The organism is Streptomyces sp. NBC_00271 (assembly GCF_036178845.1).
Lineage (GTDB): Bacteria > Actinomycetota > Actinomycetes > Streptomycetales > Streptomycetaceae > Streptomyces.
Genome location: NZ_CP108070.1, coordinates 9,188,141 through 9,204,612, shown reverse-complemented (window position 1 = coordinate 9,204,612; position 16,472 = coordinate 9,188,141). Strand labels below are relative to the sequence as shown.

Below are 16,472 nucleotides of genomic sequence, written 5' to 3'. Positions count from 1 at the left end.
GGTCCTGTAGCGAGTGCTCCGAACGCTCCATTCGTCGGCACGGTGCTTTGTGTTACATCCACCCATGCCTTGCGATTCCGGAATCCCCGACTATCGCGGGCCGAACGGGCTGTGGCGGCGCAATCCCGAGGCCGAGAAGCTCGTCACGTACGAGTACTACATGGGCGATCCCGAGATCCGGCGGCGGTCCTGGCAGATGCGACGCGAGAACCGCGCCCTCCAAGCCGAGCCGAACGCCGCACACCGGGCCGTGGCCGACCTGGAGCGGACCGGCGTGCCCGTACGAGTGATCACCCAGAACGTGGACGGACTGCACCAGCTCGCCGGCATGCCCGCACGCAAGGTCATCGAACTGCACGGGACCGCGCGGAGTTTCGTGTGCACCAAGTGCCACAAGCGGGGCCCGATGAAGGACGCGATCGCCCGCGTCGAGGCCGGCGAGGACGATCCGCTGTGCCTGGAGTGCGGCGGCATCCTCAAGTCGGCGACCGTGATGTTCGGCGAGCCGCTCGACCCCGTGGTCCTCAGCGAGGCGGTCGCCATCACCAAGGCGTGCCAGGTGTTCATCGCCGTCGGGAGCAGTCTGCAGGTGCAGCCCGCCGCCGGGCTCGCCGGTGTCGCCGCCGATCACGGAGCCCGGCTGATCATCGTCAACGCCGAGCCGACACCGTACGACGACCGGGCCGACGAGGTCGTACGGGAGCCGATCGGGACCGCCCTGCCGAAGCTGCTGCGCACCCTGAGCGAAGAGAGCTAGAAGAGTGCCGTACCGCTCTCGAAGTCCAGCAGGCGCTGCTTGCGGTCCAGGCCGCCGCCGTATCCGGTGAGGCTTCCGTTCGCGCCGACCACGCGGTGGCAGGGCACGATGATGCCGATGGGGTTCTTGCCGTTGGCGAGGCCGACCGCGCGGGAGGCGCCCGTGTTGCCCAGGGCTTCGGCCAGTTCGCCGTACGAGCGGGTCTCGCCGTAGGGGATCCCGCGCAGCTGCTCCCAGACGCTGCGCTGGAAGGGGGTGCCGGACATGCGCAGTTCGAGGGTGAACTCCTTCAACTCGCCCTCGAAATAGGCCTTCAGCTGGTCGGTGACCTCGCCGAAGGGCGTGTCGTCGCGTTCACCGAAGGTCTCCTCCGGCGGGCGGTGGCGTTGGCCGACCATGTAGAGGCCGCACAGGACGCCGTCGTCGGCGACGAGGGTGAGGGGGCCGTACGGGCTGTCGATGACCATGTGCTGTTTCACAGTTCGTACCTTCGAGTCGCTTGAAGCCATGCGCATGTGCCTGAAGTCGCTTATACGGGGAGGAAGTTGATCGGGTGGCTGTCCGTCGCCCACAGGTACTGGACCGCGTACGCCCGCCACGGGCGCCACGCCGCCGCGCGCGCCGTCAGGGCGGCGGGGGTCGACGGCAGGTCCAGCTCCTGGGCCGCGCGCCGGATTCCGAGGTCGGTGGGGAGGAAGGCGTCGGGGTCGCCGAGGGCGCGCATGCCGATGACGTCGACCGTCCAGGGGCCGAAGCCGGGGAGGGCGAGGAGGCGGGCGCGAGCCTCGGCCCAGTCACACTCCACTCCCAAGTGGAGGGAGCCGTCGGCGAGTTGGCGTACGAGGGTGGTGAAGGTGGTGCGGCGGGTGCTCGGCATCGCGAGCGTGGACGGGTCGAGGGCCGCGAGCGCCTGAGGCGAGGGGAAGACGTGGGTGAGGCCGCCCTCGGGGTCCTCGACGGGTTCGCCGTGCGCGGTGACCAGGCGGGCCGCGTGGGTACGGGCGGCGGCGGTGGAGACCTGCTGGCCCAGGACGGCCCGTACGGCGAACTCGGCCTCGTCGACCGTGCGCGGCACCCGGCGGCCGGGGGCCTTCGCCACCAGGGGCGCCAGCACCGGATCCGTCCGCAGCTGGTCGTCGACGGCTACCGGGTCGGCGTCCAGGTCGAGCATGCGGCGGCAGCGGCTGATCGCGACGGGCAGGTCACGCAGGTCACTGAGGGTGAGGCGGCAGGCGATGTGGTCGACGTGCGGGGTGAGCCCGACGATCCCGTGGCCGTAGGGCAGGCGCAGGGTGCGCCGGTAGGCGCCGTCGCGCCACTCCTCGACACCGGGTACGGCGGTCGCCGCGAGGTGGCCGAAGAGGTTGTCGGGGTTGAGCGGGGCGCGGAAGGGGAGCCGCAGGCTCAGGACGCCCGGGGTGGCCGGGGCGCGTTTCTTCGGCACCCGGTCGCGCAGCTCGCTCGGGGCGAGGGCGAAGACCTCGCGCACGGTGTCGTTGAAGGTACGGATGGAGGAGAACCCGGCCGCGAAGGCGATCTCCGCCATCGGGAGCGCGGTGGTCTCGATGAGCAGCCGGGCGGTCTGGGCGCGCTGTGCCCGGGCGAGCGCGAGCGGTCCCGCGCCCAGCTCGGCCAGCAGCTGCCGCTCGACCTGGCGGATGCTGTAGCCGAGCCGGCCGGCCAGACCCGGAACGCCCTCGCGGTCCACGACCCCGTCGCCGATCAGACGCATCGCGCGGGCGACGAGGTCGGCTCGCTGGTTCCACTCGGGCGAGCCGGGGCTGGTGTCCGGACGGCAGCGCTTGCAGGCCCGGAACCCGGCCTGCTGGCAGGCCGCGGCACTCGGGTAGAACGTCATGTTCTCGGGTTTCGGCGGCACCACCGGGCAGCTCGGCCGGCAGTAGATTCGCGTGGTCAGGACCGCCGTGAAGAACCATCCGTCGAAGCGCGCGTCCTTCGATTGGACAGCGCGCACACAGCGCTCCATGTCGGTGTGCATCCCATTCCGCATGCCTCAAGCATCGGGCACGCGCGAGGCCGGGGCTGGCGAGAATCCGACATCAACCTCACAGCGCCCGAGGTCGGCCTCCGTCCGGCCGACGCCCTGCGGACTCCCGCAGACGCCATGCGGACTCCCGGAGCAGCCGCAGCCCGTTCAGCCCGACCAGCACGGTGGAGCCCTCGTGGCCCGCGACACCGAGCGGCAGCGGGAGGTGTCCGAGCAGGTCCCACAGGACGAGGACCATGATGAACGTACCCGCGACAAGGAGATTCTGGACCACCAGGCGGCGGGCCGCGCGGGACAGCCGTACGACCGCGGGGATCGCCGCCAGCTCATCCCGGACGACGACGGCGTCCGCCGTCTCCAGCGCAAGGTCGGAACCCGCCCGGCCCATGGCGATCCCCGAATGGGCGGCGGCCAGGGCGGGCGCGTCGTTGACGCCGTCGCCGACGAACAGGACCTTGCGGCCGGCGCGTTGGAGCTCCCGTACGGCCGTGACCTTGTCCTCGGGCAGCAGGGATGCGCGTACGTCCGTGATGCCGGTGGCGGTGGCCACCTGGGCGGCGGCGCGCGGGTTGTCGCCGGTGAGGAGCACGGGTGAGGTGCCCGTCAGGGCGGTGAGCCCCGCGGCCGTCTCGGCGGCGTCGGTGCGCGGGCGGTCGGCCAGGACGAGCGTGCCGACGAGGGCGCCGTCGCGTTCCACGCGGACGACCGTGCCGCCTTCGACGTCGGTGTCCGTGTTCGCATTCGTGTTCGCATCCGTGTGCGTATCCGTGTCCAGGCCCGGGTCGGGGCGGCCGACCGTGACGACCCGGCCGTCGACCGTGGCGGTGACGCCGTGTCCCGGCTTCGCCGCGAAGTCGCGTGCGGGGGCGAGGCGCAGGTCACGGGTGCGGGCGGCGGCGACGATCGCGCGGGCGAGCGGGTGTTCGCTGGGGTGCTCGGCGGCGGCCGCCAGCGCCAGCAGGGCGTCCTCGTCCAGCCCCGATCCGGTCGCCGGGCGTACGGCCGTCACCTCGGGCGCGCCCTCCGTCAGCGTCCCGGTCTTGTCGAGGGCGGCCGTGTCGATCTCGCCGAGGCGTTCCATGGCGAGCGCGGACTTGACCAGAACGCCGTGCCGGCCGGCGGTGGCGATGGCGGAGAGCAGCGGGGGCATGGTCGCGAGGACGACCGCGCACGGCGAGGCGACGATCATGAAGGTCATCGCCCGCAGCAGCGCGCCGGTGAGGTCCGCGCCGAAGGCGAGCGGCACGGCGAAGACGGTGAGCGTGGCCGCCACCACGCCCACCGCGTAGCGCTGTTCGATCTTCTCGATGAACAGTTGCGTCGGCGCCTTGGTGCGCGAGGCCTCCTCCACGAGGGTGACGATCCGGGCGATCACGGAGTCGGTGGGGTCGCGCTCGACACGGACGCGCAGGGCTCCGGTGCCGTTGAGGGTGCCCGCGAAGACCTCGTCGCCCGGGGTCTTCAGGACCGGCAGCGGCTCGCCGGTGATGGTCGCCTGGTCGGCCTCACTCGTACCGTCGAGGACCCGTCCGTCGGCTCCGATCCGCTCCCCCGGCCGGATCAACAGCTCGTCACCGACGCGGAGTCGGCTCACCGGGACGGACTCCTCACCGTCGGCGGTCACCCGGGTCGCCGTCGCGGGCGCGAGGTCGAGCAGACCACGTACGGAGTCGGCGGTGCGGGCGGTGGCCAGGGCCTCCAGGGCGCCCGAGGTGGCGAAGATGACGATCAGCAGGGCGCCGTCCAGGACCTGCCCGATCGCGGCCGCGCCGAGGGCCGCGACGATCATCAGCAGATCGACGTCCAGGGTCTTCCCGCGCAGCGCCCGCAGTCCCGCCAGCAACGGCTCCCAGCCACCGGCGAGGTAGGCGATCGCGTACAGCGGCCCATACGTCCAGCCTGGCGCGTCAGCGAAGTGCAACGGGAGTGCCGACAGGAAGGCGGCGGTCGCGAGGAGCGCCCAGCGGGCCTCCGGCAGCGCGAGGACGCGGGTGCGGCGGCGCGGGGCCGTGCGGGCGGACGCGTCGAGGGAGGGGACGGGCGGCGAGTCAAGAGTGGAGGACACCCTGGCACCATACAGGAACGCATGAAGACTTATTCATACATTCATGTGCGATGAGTAAGATACGCCCATGGGTCATGGAGCCGTCACCACCGCGCAGGACGCCGCCGCTCGGAACGTCACCACGCGCGTGCGTCTGGACGCGGCCAATGTCGCGAAGGTGGCCACCACGCTCCAGGCCCTGTCCACCCCCTCACGGCTGCTGATCCTCGCGCGGCTGCGCGAAGGTCCGCTTCCGGCGACGGAGCTGGCCTCCGAGGTGGGCATGGAGCAGTCCGCCTGCTCGCACCAGCTGCGGCTGCTGCGCAATCTGGGCCTGGTCGTCGGCGAGCGCCGCGGCCGGTCGGTGGTCTACGCGCTGCACGACCACCATGTCGCCGAACTCCTCGACCAAGCGGTCTACCACGTGGAGCATCTGCGGCTCGGTCTCAGCGACGCGTCCGAGTAGCGCGGACGCCCCGGCCGACGGCCACACGGCAGATGCGGCCGCCGCGCGCCGCCGGGTTCACGAGGACCGGGATCAGGCTCCTTCGACGTAGGGGAAGACGCGGGTGAGGTCGGCGCCGGGTTCCGCCGCGGCGAAGCTCTCCCACAGGACGCCGGTGGCCGCCCCGATCGGTGACGGCCGGTCCTCTTCCTCGACGGCGCGCAGGTAGAGCTGGTGGCTCCGTAGGCGTCGCCGAGCACGGCCCGGCGCATGGCACGGGCGGCCCGCAACTCGTCGGTCTCTTCTCCACGGGAAACAGATGGGCGTCACGGCCCTGCCCCGGCAACCCGACCCGGAAGGGTCAGCGAGGCTCCTCGCCCTGGGCGATCTCCACCTCGTGGTGGAAGGTGAGGACGCCGGTCGCCGCCGCGGAGGCCGAGACGGTCGCGCAGGCGACGAGGAGAAGGGCGATCCAGGAGGCGACGCGGGGGCGGCGCCCGGGAGCCGCGAGAAGAGCCGCGACCCGCTGGGGTACGGGTCCGGTGGTCGCGGCGGCGGCGAAGTCGGGGCGGGTGGAGCGGGCGGCCGTGGTGGCGAGGGCGGCGCGGGCGATGGCGCGCGCGGTCAGCCGCCGGTCCCCCACCGCCGTGGCGGCGGCCTCGTCCGCGGCGCGCTCGGCGGCGAGCGCGATGCTGTCGCGGACCGGGCGCAGCCCGGGGTGGCAGTGCGCGGCGATCTCGGCCGCGACGAGGAAGCGGTGGTGGTTGCCCGCGTTGTGGGCCCGCTCGTGGGCGAAGAGCACCTCGCGCTCTTCGGGACAGAGGCTGCGGAGCATCCCGGTGGTCACGACGATGCGGTGCGGACGGCCCGGCAGCGCGTACGCGTCCGGGTGGGGCGATTCGATCACGCACAGGTCGCCCGCGGCCGGTCGACGGTCGGCCTGGCTGCGAGCGGTGCGGAAGGCGCGCAGCTGGCGCAGGGCGGAGCGTACGAGGGTCGCGGCGCCGACGGTCAGGAGGCCGGTGGCCGCCGCCGCCAGCGGCAGGACGATCAGGTTCGACGGGGTACGCAGGGGGTGGACGAGGTCACCCAGGCCCGCCAGGACCGGCAGCTTGAGCAGGCCGGTGAGGAGCAGCGCGCCGAGCGCGGCCACGGAGGCACCGGCCAGGACGAGGGCCGTGAGGGTCAGCGCCCACAGGGCGGCGACCGGCGCGAGGCGGTCGAGGCAGCGGCGGGCCAGCCCCGGCAGCGCGAAGGGCAGCAGAAGCGGGACGAGCAGCGGAATGATCAGCAGAGTGGTCATTACTCACCCGATTCTAGTGGCTCACCCGATTCCAGAAGATCACGCAGGAGGCGCTCGTCGTCGGGGCTGAGCTGGGCGACGAACCGGGCGAGCGCCGTCTCCCGGTCCTCGTCCCGGTCCAACTCGGTGTGCATGCGGCGGGCGGTCAGGCCGTGCGGGTCCTGGACGGGGAAGTAGGCGAAGCCGCGGCCCTGCCGCTCCCGGCCGACGATCCCCTTCTCGTGCAGCCTCGACAGGATCGTCGTCACCGTCGTACGGGCCAGCCCCGAGCCGAGCTCCGTCTGGACGCGGCCCGGAGTCAGGGGTGCGCCGGCGGCCCAGAGGGCGGCCATGACGGAGGCCTCGAGCTCACCCGCCGGTCGGCGTTCGTCCTTCGCGCTGGTCATGGGAACGATCCTCACCCCGGTATCGTCTACAGTTCAGTAGACCGTCTACAGGATTGTAGTCACTCGGGTGCCGTCACGACTGCGCCCGCCCGTCCAGTATGAGAGGGCTCCCGGCGATGGCCGCACCTTTGTTCGCAGCGTCACAGCTCGGTTCACAGCTCGGGTCGGAGCTGGCGGTGAACATCCTCAGCGCCCAGTCCCTGCTCGCCGCCTTCGGTGTGCTGGGTGTCGGCGTGGTGATGTTCGCGGAGACAGGGCTGCTGATCGGCTTCTTCCTGCCCGGTGACTCGCTGCTGTTCACGGCGGGCCTGTTGTGCACGGGGTCGGGCCACGGCGGCCTGAAGCTCTCCCTGGGGCCGCTCCTGGTCTGCGCCGCCGTGGGCGCGCTGGCCGGCTCCCAGTGCGGCTATCTCATCGGACGCAAGGCGGGCGGCGCGCTGCTCGCCCGCAGCGGTTCGCCCCGGCTGCACGAGGGGGCCAAGCGCGCCGAGGAGCTGCTCGAGCGGTACGGCCACGCGAAGGCGATCGTGCTGGCCCGCTTCGTCCCGGTCGTGCGCACGGTGCTGAACCCGATGGCGGGCGCCCTCCAGGTCCCCGCCCGCACGTTCACCGTGTGGCAGGTCGTCGGCGGTCTCGTCTGGAGCATCGGCCTCACCCTCGCGGGCTACGCACTGGGCTCGTCGATTCCGAACGTCGACCGCTATCTGCTCCCGATCATCGCCGTGATCGTCATCGTGTCGCTGATCCCGCTGGCCGCCGAGTTCCGCCGCTCCCGCAAGGCCGCTGCCACGACCGCGGAGAAGGGTGCCGAGGGATGATCCTCGCGTTCAACGGGTCGTCGATCGACGGCTCCACCTACACCTACGTGGTGAATCTCGCCCATGACTCCCCGTCCTGGCTGGACAGCCTGGTGTCCGCCTGGTCGACGTACGGGCTGGCGCTGTTCGCCGTTCTCATGCTCGTGGGCTGGTGGCAGGCCCGTCGCAGCAGCGCCCGGGCGGCGATGGTCGCGCTCGCGGTGCCGGTGATCGTCGTCGTCGCGTTCGGGGTGAACTCCCTGTTCAAGATGGTCGTGCGCGAGGACCGCCCCTGTCAGAGCCTGCACGTGAAAACACTGGAGGCGTGTCCCGCGCCGGGCGACTGGTCCTTCCCCAGCAATCACACGGTCATCGCCGCCGCGGCCGCCGTGGCCCTGCTCCACGTCTCCCGTCGCCTCGGCACCATAGCCCTGCTGGGCGCCTGCCTGATGGCCGTCTCCCGGGTCTGGGTCGGTGCGCACTATCCGCACGACGTGGTCGCCGGTGTCCTGGTCGGCACGCTGATCGCGATGCTGCTGATGACGCTCCTGCGCAGACTCTCCGACCCGCTGGCGGCCCGGCTGACGGACTCACGGCTGCTGCGCCCGTTGCTGGTCTCGGCGTAGACCCACGCCCACGGCTAGGGGTACGGCTACGGCTACGGCTACGGCTACGGCTACGGGGAACAGGCAAGCACCTTTCCGGAGCGGCTGAAGGCTGCCGGAGCGGCTGAAGGCTGAAGGAGGACCATGCGGCACACGATCCTGGTCGTCGAGGACGATCACGCCCTGCGTGACGTCCTGCTGCGCGGGCTGCGCGACGAGGGCTTCGACACCGTGCCCGCCCCGGACGGGGCGACCGCGCTGCGGCTGGCCGGGGACGACGTCGACGCGGCCGTGCTGGACGTCGGGCTGCCCGACGCGGACGGGCGGGACGTGTGCCAGGCGATCAGAGCCAATGGCTTCCTCTCGCCCGTCATCTTCCTGACCGCCCATCACCACCTCACGGACCGGCTGGCGGGCTTCTCGGCCGGCGGCGACGACTATCTGCCCAAGCCGTTCCACCTGACGGAGCTGGCCGCCCGGCTGCGGGCGGCGCTCAAGCGCAGCGGACCGCTCCCGGCCACCACGGCCGGGGACCTGACCCTGGACCCGGTCGGGCACAGCCTCACCGTCCAGGGCACCCGGGTCGACCTCACCCCGACGGAGTTCCGGCTGCTGGCGGCGCTGATGGCGGGGGCCGGGGACATCGTCCGCAGGCGGGAGCTGGTCAGGGCCGGCTGGCCGGAAGGCGCGCAGGTCAGCGACAACACGCTGGACCAGTATCTGACCCGGCTGCGCCGCAGGCTCCGGGACGGCGGCAGCGCGCTGACCATCACCACGGCGCGCGGCATCGGCCACCGGCTGTCGTGAGGGCGTTCGCCTCCCGCTGGTGGCCGCGCACCCTGCGAGGCCGGCTCTCCCTGGTCGCGCTCACCACGGCGACGATCCTGATGGTGATCCTCACGGTCGCGTTCAACACGGTCGTACGCCGTCACCTTCAGCACCAGGCGGACGACGAGCTGCGCACCCGGGCCGCCGCCGTCGCCGCGACCGTCGTCACCGACGGCTCCCGGGTGCGGGTCCTGGAGACCCCGGGCGAGGAGCTCCTCGACACGAACGTGTGGATCTACTCGGGCGGCCGGCTGCTCGAGAAGCCCCCGTCCGCCACCGCCACCAGCCCGCTGACCCGCGCCGCCGACCGGCTCGTGGCGCGCGGCGAGCGGCACTGCCTCACCGTGCACAGTCACGACGAGGTACGGCTGTGCTCGCGCCCGGTGCCCGGCGGCAAGGGCGCCGCCGTCGTCGTCACCGCACTCGACCTCTCCCCGTACCGCGGCTCGGCCGACACGATGCTCTTCGCGTCCCTCGCCCTCGACGCCGCGATGCTCGCCTGCACCTACGCGCTGACGCGGCTGGCGGTGGGCCGCGCCCTGCGTCCCGTGCGTTCGATGACCGAGCACGCCACCCAGTGGAGCGCGATAGCCTCCCAGGAGCGCTTCGGCACCGTGACCCGTCCCACCGAACTCGCCCAGCTGGGCGGTTCGCTGGACGCCCTCCTCGCCCGCATCCGCGCGCTGCTGCGGCACGAGCAGCAGCTCACCCGGGAGCTGTCGCACGAGCTGCGCAACCCGCTCGCCCGGATCATCGCCGAGCTCGACTGGTGGGGAGCCCGCCCCCGCTCCGACGCCGACACCAGGACCACGCACGCGGCGATCGCCGACGCGGCCCAGTCCATGCGCACGATCTGCGACACCCTGCTCGACGAGGCCCGCGACAGCGCGGCCACCGCGCCCGGCACGGCCGACGTACTGCCGGTGCTGCACCGCCTGGTGGACCGCCTCGGGCCCACGAAGGCGGGCGTCGAGGTCGTCGTCACCGCCTGCGACGCGCGGTTGTCGGCCGGGGTGCCGGACGCCCTTCTGGAGCGCATCGTCAGTCCGCTGCTCGACAACGCCCTACGGCACGCGCACACCCGGGTCGAGATCCTGGCCCGCGCCCGGCCCGGTGGCGTACGCGTCGAGGTCGGGGACGACGGTCCCGGCGTACCGGCGTCGTTCGCGGCACAGCTCTTCCAGCCCGGCCGGCGCGCCGATCCCGAGGACGAACACGGCGGAGCGGGCCTCGGGCTGCCGCTGGCGCGACGCCTGGCCCGCTCCGCCGGCGGGGAGGTGGACCACGACGGACGGCGCACCTCCGGCGCGACGTTCGTGGTCACGCTTCCCGCGGGTTGAGTACGTCATCCCGCCTGAAGACCTGCTCGCGGCCCCTACTGGAGGCTGAGCTCCCGCTCGGACTCGGTGACGTCCTTGCGAGTCATCGACAGGTACACCACCAGAGCGAGGATGACCGCGAGGAACAGCACGCTGGTGACCGTGGTGCCCAGGCCCAGGCCGCCGTCGCCGGTCGGCTGCGAGAGGTAGTCGCCCATGGAGGCACCCAGCGGGCGGGTCAGGGTGTACGCGATCCAGAAGCTCAGCACGGCGTTCAGGCCGAGCGCGAAGTGCGCGACCGCCACCGCGGCGATGGCAAGGCCGAACAGGATCGCGGACACCCAGTATCCGAGGGCCATCTTCTCCGCGACGAGGTCACCGGCCGAGGTGCCCAGAGCGAAAGTGAACAGCACGGCCAGCCAGTAGTAGGCCTCGCGGGACACCGTGTCGATGCTGTGGATGGACAGCGTTCCCTCGCGGCGGTACCAGATGGCGAATACGACGGCGAGGGCGACGGCGAACACGGTGGTACAGGTCGTCAACGACACGCCCGAATTGTCAGCCGATCCGGCTCGGCGACCTGGTCGTCGACATCACGGCACGCCGCTGCACCCTGCACGAGGACGAGATCCCGCTGAGGCCCAAGGAGTTCGAACTGCTCGCCGTGCTCGCCCAGAACGTGGGCGCGGCCGTCTCGCGCGAGACGCTGATGGCCGAGGTGTGGGACGAGAACTGGTTCGGCTCGACGAAGACGCTCGACGTCACCATGGCGGGACTGCGCCGACGGCTGACGGACACGGCGTCCCGTCCGTCCCGGACACCGCGCATCACAACCCTGCGGGGGCACGGCTACCGGCTTGAACCGCCCTGAGGTGCCGCGGCATTCGGCGAGCGCCGACAGCGGGGCCGCGCCGGAGTCCCCAAAGGGACCTTGCGGCGGGCTCACAGGACCTTGCGGCGGGCCAGTACGGCCAGTGCCAGCAGCCCGGGGATCAGGGGCAGCCACACCGTCAGCAGCCGGTAGCCGAGGACCACCGACGCCGCCGCACCGCCCGGGACTCCGGCCAGCGTGAGGGCCACGGCGAGCGCCGCGTCCAGGGAACCGATCCCACCGGGCGTGGGCAGGAGTACGGCGGCGCTACTCGCGGCGAGGTAGGCCAGCGCCACCTGGGCCGGGGGCAGCGGCAGTTCGAGGGCCTGGGCCACGGCGACGACCACGGTGGCGTGCAGCGCGGCGAAGGCCAGCGAGCCGCCCCACAGCGCGGCCGCGCGCGCCGGGACCTCGTGCACGGCACGGACGTCGACCAGCACGGCCCGCAGCGCGCGCCGCAACGGCCCGCGCAGCAGTACGGCGGCGGTGACCACCACGGCGAGCGCGATCGCGACCGCCGTCGCCGAGATGTGCGGCAGACGGAGCAGGCCGGGGCAGGCCAGCGCGAGCACGGCGATCAGGAAGCCTCGCGAGACGGCCCCGGCGGTGGCCTTCACACCGAGCGCGGTCGCCGACCGGACGACCGGCAGACCGCACCGGGTCAGGAAGCGGAGGTTGACCGCGCCCGCGCCGAGGCCCGCGGGCAACACATGGTTGGCGGCGGAGGCCGCGAACTGGACGGCCACCAGCTGCCGGGCGGGCAACGGCCGGGCCACCGCCCCCTGTTGGGCGAGAGCCGAACACAACCATGTCGCCACGGTGGCGACGGCCGCCACGAGCAGCCAGCCGCGGTCGGCGACGGCCAGCCGGCCGGCGCCGGTCTCGATCACCGGCCAGTGGCGCCGGCCGAGACAGACCGCGCCCACCACCATGGCGAGGGTCACCACGGCGTGCAGGGAGACCCGCCTACTGACGGTTGTCACGACTGTCGTCGACGCCGGGCGGAAGGAGGGTCATGTCGCTCAGCCTGCCCGGACGGCGGGGGCGACGTACACCATCAGATGGCCGACGCGGTGCGCTTCCCACGTGCGGGCGTACGTGGGTGGCTTTTGGCCCGGTGTGATCAGCACACCGACCGGGAGCCGCTGTCCGGCCCGCACTATGGCGTCGACGGTGGTGTTGGCGTTGTGGCCGACGGTGTCGACGGAGGAGCACCCGGTGTAGAAGGCGATCGGGACGTCCTCGTAGCCGGTCAGCATGCAGGGCGGCTTCACCCCCAGCCGGTGCAGCTGCGTCGCGGTGTCGGCCCAGTCCTGGTGGGAGACGGTAGTGCCATGCACGGTGTGCTGCAGCACCGCGAACTGCACCGCGAGATGCCCGGCCAGGCCGAGCGCCACCAGGGTGGCGGCCACCGGGCGCCTTCCGCCGCCGGGCGCGGTCACCAGGTGGATCAGGGCGTCGGCGGCCGGGATGGCCAGCAAGATGTACACGGGCAGCAGGAAGCGCGGCGCCGCGTATCCGATCATGAAGAGGTACGGGAAGCCCACCACCGCGGCGCAGGCCAGGGGCAGCAGGCTGTTCACCCGGCGCCGGGCCTTGACGGCGATCACCGCTCCGAGGACGGCCACGACGGGCAGCGCGAACCACCACAGCATCACCGGCGGGGCGGGCATCGCCCCGGTGCAGGGACGGCACAAGACGCGCCCGCCGAGGCTGCGCATCTGGTCGTCGAAGGCTAAGTTCCAGCCCAGGCCGCCCTGGATCTTGGACCCGTCGGAGAGCCGCTGGGCCAGGCCGCCATAGCTGACATACGCCTCGACGACCCATTCGCCGGCGCCGGCGACCAGGCCCGCGACGAGCGCCACCAGCAGCCTCGGGCTCCGCCAGCGGCGTACGCACACGACGAGGAAGAACAGCGGCAGGGTCACGTAGACCGCGTCGGTGGGCCGCATCCACGCCATCAGCGCGGCGCTCAGGCCCACGCCCCACAGCGCCGCCCGGTCGAAGCGGTCGGCCTGGGCGCGCAGGAAGCAGCCGACGCAGGCCAGGGCGCCGATCGCGACCCAGTAGTTGGGCATGGCCTGCGGGCCGTAGAAGAGGGTCACCCAGAGCGTGGCGAACAGGGCGCCCGCCGCCGCCAGTACCCGCGTCGGGAACAGTCCGCGCCAGACGCGCAGCGCCACGAACAGGCCGAGTCCGGAGAGCACCGCGAGATACACGCGCAGCAGGGCGGTGGACGAGGACCAGGACGCGATCGGTGCCACCAGCAGCGACACTCCGCGGGCGCGCGGGGCACTGAAGAAGGCGGCGGGGACGTCTGAGCCGACCTGGCTGACATAGACGGTCTCGTCCCAGCCGAGCCCCATGCCCGGCCGCACGAGGATCAGTTGGGCCAGAGTGAAGGCGCCCGCGACCAGGGCCAGCCACTGCTGGCCGTGCGGCCGTCTGAAGATGCGTTTCGTCGAGGGTGGGCTGCGGCGATCGGCGCCGACAAACGGACGGTTCACAGTCTTGGCCATCATCCACCCTTCACCCTACATTCTGTAGGGTCCTTCACCCTACAAGACGTAGAGTGAAGGGGGAAGTTGAGCAAAACACAGTCAAATTACCGTGGAACAAGCGGGGCTGCAGGGGATGTCGGGCATGCAGCCCGGGGGCCCACCCTCGTACACCCTGGGCACACTCGTACGCCCTCACCGCCCCCCGTGCCCCTACGCGCTGTAAGGTGACGGACATGGCTCGCACAGGCCCCCATGGCCGAGCGGAACGACGCAGCGCCGGTGAGCTGGAGAGCGAGGTCCTCGCCGCCCTCTGGGCCACCGAGGAGGCCCTCACCCCCGCCGACATCCAGGGTGAGATCGGCGGCAACCTCGCCTACAACACCGTTCACACCATCCTCAAACGCCTGTACGACAAGGGTCTGGTCCTGCGTGACGTCGACGGCCGGCGCGGCGCGTACCGGCCCGCCAAGAACGCCGCCGAGCTGACCGCCGAGGCCATGCACGAGGCGCTCGACCGGGGACCCGACCCGATCGCGGCCCTCCAGCAGTTCGTCACCGGCCTGAGCCCCCAGGAGGAAGAGGCCCTGCGGGATCTCCTCGGGGGGAGCGGGATGTGAGGATCGACGTCTACATCCCCCTCATCCTGCCGCTGCTGCTGACGGCCGTCGCGTCGCAGGTGGGTCTCAAGGTCTCCCCCGCGCTGGCCGCCCGTGTCCTCACCATCGCCGCCGTACTGGCCGCCACCGCCTCCACCTGGGCGCTGCTCCTGCTCGCCGCCACCCTGGTCAACGAGGCGCCGCACGTGGCCACGGAGGCCGGGGAGGACGGGCGGCGGCTGCCCGAACCGGTCCCGGTGGCGATCGCCGTCGCCGCGATCATGCTCCTGTGGCTGATCGGCTTCCGGCTCGCTCGCGCCCTGCGCGCCCACTACGCGACCCGCCACGTCCTCGAGCGGCTGTGCGAGGGACATCCGCCCGACAGCGAACTCATCGTCGCCGCCTCCTCGACGCCCCGGGCCTTCGCGATCCCCGGCACGCCGGGCCGGATCCTGGTCACGGCCGCCATGCTCGGGGCGCTGGAACCGGCGGAGCGGCGCGTACTGCTGGCCCACGAGCGCGCCCATCTCGCCCACCGCCACTCGGTGCTGTCGACCGCGGTGACCCTGGCCGCCGCCGCCAACCCGGTGCTCGCACCCGTGCGCACCACCGTCGGCTTCCTGGTGGAGCGCTGGGCCGACGAGGAGGCCGCACGGCGCGTCGGAGACCGCCGTACCACCGCCCGCGCCCTCGCCCGGGCCGCCCTTGTCGCCCAACGTGCCCGGCCGGGCTGCGCCCTGAGCTTCTCCGAACACGCGGTCACCCGCCGGATCGCCGCCCTGCAGACGACCCCGCCGCCGAACCTGTGGTCCATCGGCGTGGCCGTCCTCGCCCTCGGCGCCCTGCCCGCGTTCGGCGCGCTGGACGCCACCGGCGATCTGCTGCGCCTGCTCGGCGAGAGCCTGCCCGGGTAGGCCTTACGGGCTAGGCCTCACGGGGGCAGGACCTGTCTTTCGGTGAGGCCTGGCTCGCCGGTCTCAGGTGGCGAGCGTCCTGCGCTCCCGCAGGTGGGCATAGCCCATGAGAGCGACGAGCACCGCGAACAGCACGGCCGACGAACCCGCCGTACCGAGGTCGAGCCCGCCCTTGGCGGTCGGCTTGGTGAGGAAGTCGCCCGCGGTCGCGCCGAGCGGACGGGTGAGGACGAAGGCGATCCAGAACAGCAGCACGTTCGGCACCGCGGGGACACGCATCAGCGCGACGAGGACCGCGAGCAGCCCGGTGACGAGCAGCGCGCCGCCCGCGTAACCGAGCCCGGAGCTGTCCGACAGGAAGTCGCCCATCGAGGTGCCGAGGGTGTTCGACACGAGGATCGCCGACCAGAAGAGGGCCTCGGCCCGGAAGGTCACGATGTCGCGGATGACGAACGTCATCCCGGTGAACTTCCAGACGGTGAAGATCACGACCAGTAGCGAGATCAGGATCGCGGCGCCCGCGGGGTACCCGAGTCCCAGGCCCTGCGGACCCCAGCCCAGCGAGGTGGCCCCGTCGGAGAGGTACTTGGCGCTGGCGTCACGGTTCATGAAGTCGGACATCGTGGTGCCCGCCATGCTGGTGGAAAGGATCACCGTCCAGTAGAAGAAGGGGTTGTAGCGGCGCGACCTGAGCTGCACGACCAGTGTGACCACGAAGATCAGGAACAGCAGGATCGTGGTGAGGAAGTAGCCCAGCTTGAGGGTCTGCGCGAAGAGGTCACCCGCGGTCTCGCCGAGTGTCGTCGCGGCGATCTTCATGATCCAGAAGGCCAGGGTCACCTCTGGCAGCTTCTTCATCGCGGAGGCGCCGGGGTCGACGGCTTGGGGGTCGGCGACGAGTTCCGTCTTGTCCAACGTTCGCTCCTGGGGGGTGCATCGACGCCCCCAGGGACACGGCCGAAGGAGGGCGCGTGTCCATTGGCTCAGTTGGCTCAGTGTTGCGCAGGCCTGCGCGCCACGCCGATCAACGTGGCGGTCGCAGCCTGAACGCATCCTGAACGCGCGATCAGGCCTCCGGGAGGTCGTCCCGCGCAGGCA

16 protein-coding genes and 2 pseudogenes are annotated in these 16,472 nt (G+C 72.1%); 9 read left to right on the top strand and 9 right to left on the bottom strand.

The window, feature by feature from the left end:
* Positions 1–64: 64 nt before the first annotated feature.
* On the top strand, positions 65–757 hold the full coding sequence (locus tag OG798_RS41725; protein WP_328758695.1) for an SIR2 family NAD-dependent protein deacylase: 693 nt from the start codon (positions 65–67) through the stop codon (positions 755–757).
* Here the strand turns inward: OG798_RS41725 and OG798_RS41720 are convergent.
* The 3 genes from OG798_RS41720 to OG798_RS41710 all read right to left on the bottom strand — a co-directional run bounded on the left by OG798_RS41720 (position 754) and on the right by OG798_RS41710 (position 4,830).
* Entirely contained in the window at positions 754–1,236 is a 483-nt protein-coding gene (locus OG798_RS41720) for a methylated-DNA--[protein]-cysteine S-methyltransferase (protein WP_328758694.1), read from the bottom strand. The two genes, OG798_RS41725 and OG798_RS41720, sit on opposite strands and share 4 nt — an antisense overlap.
* A 50-nt stretch (positions 1,237–1,286) precedes the next feature.
* Complete coding sequence (locus OG798_RS41715) at positions 1,287–2,756, bottom strand: AlkA N-terminal domain-containing protein (protein WP_328760141.1); 1,470 nt, start codon at positions 2,754–2,756, stop codon at positions 1,287–1,289.
* Positions 2,757–2,823: 67 nt separating this feature from the next.
* Positions 2,824–4,830 (bottom strand): heavy metal translocating P-type ATPase, encoded by a 2,007-nt coding sequence (locus OG798_RS41710; protein ID WP_328758693.1) that lies wholly within the window; start codon positions 4,828–4,830, stop codon positions 2,824–2,826.
* 67 nt (positions 4,831–4,897) lie between these two features.
* On the opposite strand from OG798_RS41710, the gene OG798_RS41705 reads away from it, so the two are divergent.
* Positions 4,898–5,275, top strand: coding sequence for an ArsR/SmtB family transcription factor (locus tag OG798_RS41705; RefSeq protein ID WP_095851709.1), 378 nt, complete (start codon positions 4,898–4,900; stop codon positions 5,273–5,275).
* Positions 5,276–5,615: 340 nt separating this feature from the next.
* Here OG798_RS41705 and OG798_RS41700 read toward each other — a convergent pair whose 3' ends face one another.
* Both OG798_RS41700 and OG798_RS41695 read right to left on the bottom strand, forming a co-directional pair.
* Positions 5,616–6,557, bottom strand: coding sequence for a M48 family metalloprotease (locus OG798_RS41700; protein WP_121414510.1), 942 nt, complete (start codon positions 6,555–6,557; stop codon positions 5,616–5,618).
* A complete protein-coding gene (locus OG798_RS41695) occupies positions 6,557–6,943 on the bottom strand; it encodes a BlaI/MecI/CopY family transcriptional regulator (RefSeq protein WP_075029680.1) in 387 nt (128 codons plus the stop codon). Before OG798_RS41695 ends, OG798_RS41700 begins: the two co-directional genes overlap by 1 nt.
* 116 nt (positions 6,944–7,059) lie before the next feature.
* Here OG798_RS41695 and OG798_RS41690 point away from each other — a divergent pair, with 116 nt between their 5' ends.
* The 4 genes from OG798_RS41690 (at position 7,060) to OG798_RS41675 (ending at position 10,513) form a co-directional block, all read left to right on the top strand.
* Positions 7,060–7,761 carry a DedA family protein gene (locus OG798_RS41690; protein WP_164331836.1) on the top strand — a complete coding sequence of 234 codons (702 nt, stop codon included), beginning with the start codon at positions 7,060–7,062 and terminating at the stop codon, positions 7,759–7,761.
* Positions 7,758–8,366, top strand: a complete 609-nt coding sequence (locus tag OG798_RS41685; RefSeq protein WP_267063380.1) for a phosphatase PAP2 family protein — start codon at positions 7,758–7,760, stop codon at positions 8,364–8,366. Before OG798_RS41690 ends, OG798_RS41685 begins: the two co-directional genes overlap by 4 nt.
* A 123-nt stretch (positions 8,367–8,489) precedes the next feature.
* A complete protein-coding gene (locus OG798_RS41680) occupies positions 8,490–9,152 on the top strand; it encodes a response regulator transcription factor (protein ID WP_121414512.1) in 663 nt (220 codons plus the stop codon).
* Entirely contained in the window at positions 9,149–10,513 is a 1,365-nt protein-coding gene (locus tag OG798_RS41675; protein ID WP_328758692.1) for a sensor histidine kinase, read from the top strand. The genes OG798_RS41680 and OG798_RS41675 overlap by 4 nt, the downstream gene beginning before the upstream one ends.
* Before the next feature lie 35 nt (positions 10,514–10,548).
* On the opposite strand, the pseudogene OG798_RS41670 reads toward OG798_RS41675, so the two are convergent.
* Positions 10,549–11,052 (bottom strand): annotated as a pseudogene (locus tag OG798_RS41670) (hypothetical protein); the annotation flags it as partial.
* Between OG798_RS41670 and OG798_RS41665 the strand changes: the two are divergent.
* A pseudogene (locus OG798_RS41665) lies at positions 11,052–11,363 on the top strand (winged helix-turn-helix domain-containing protein); the annotation flags it as partial. The pseudogenes OG798_RS41670 and OG798_RS41665 overlap by 1 nt on opposite strands.
* Positions 11,364–11,434: 71 nt before the next feature.
* Here the strand turns inward: OG798_RS41665 and OG798_RS41660 are convergent.
* Complete coding sequence (locus tag OG798_RS41660; RefSeq protein WP_328760140.1) at positions 11,435–12,295, bottom strand: lysylphosphatidylglycerol synthase transmembrane domain-containing protein; 861 nt, start codon at positions 12,293–12,295, stop codon at positions 11,435–11,437.
* 90 nt (positions 12,296–12,385) lie between these two features.
* Positions 12,386–13,882 carry a hypothetical protein gene (locus OG798_RS41655; protein ID WP_413253667.1) on the bottom strand — a complete coding sequence of 499 codons (1,497 nt, stop codon included), beginning with the start codon at positions 13,880–13,882 and terminating at the stop codon, positions 12,386–12,388.
* A gap of 215 nt (positions 13,883–14,097) precedes the next feature.
* Between OG798_RS41655 and OG798_RS41650 the strand changes: the two genes are divergently transcribed.
* Positions 14,098–14,481: a BlaI/MecI/CopY family transcriptional regulator gene (locus tag OG798_RS41650; protein WP_075029673.1), complete on the top strand. Its 384-nt coding sequence runs from the start codon at positions 14,098–14,100 to the stop codon at positions 14,479–14,481.
* A complete protein-coding gene (locus OG798_RS41645) occupies positions 14,478–15,374 on the top strand; it encodes a M56 family metallopeptidase (RefSeq protein ID WP_328758691.1) in 897 nt (298 codons plus the stop codon). The genes OG798_RS41650 and OG798_RS41645 overlap by 4 nt, the downstream gene beginning before the upstream one ends.
* Before the next feature lie 63 nt (positions 15,375–15,437).
* Here OG798_RS41645 and OG798_RS41640 read toward each other — a convergent pair whose 3' ends face one another.
* Positions 15,438–16,289, bottom strand: coding sequence for a COG4705 family protein (locus OG798_RS41640; RefSeq protein WP_261689733.1), 852 nt, complete (start codon positions 16,287–16,289; stop codon positions 15,438–15,440).
* Positions 16,290–16,472: the final 183 nt, after the last annotated feature.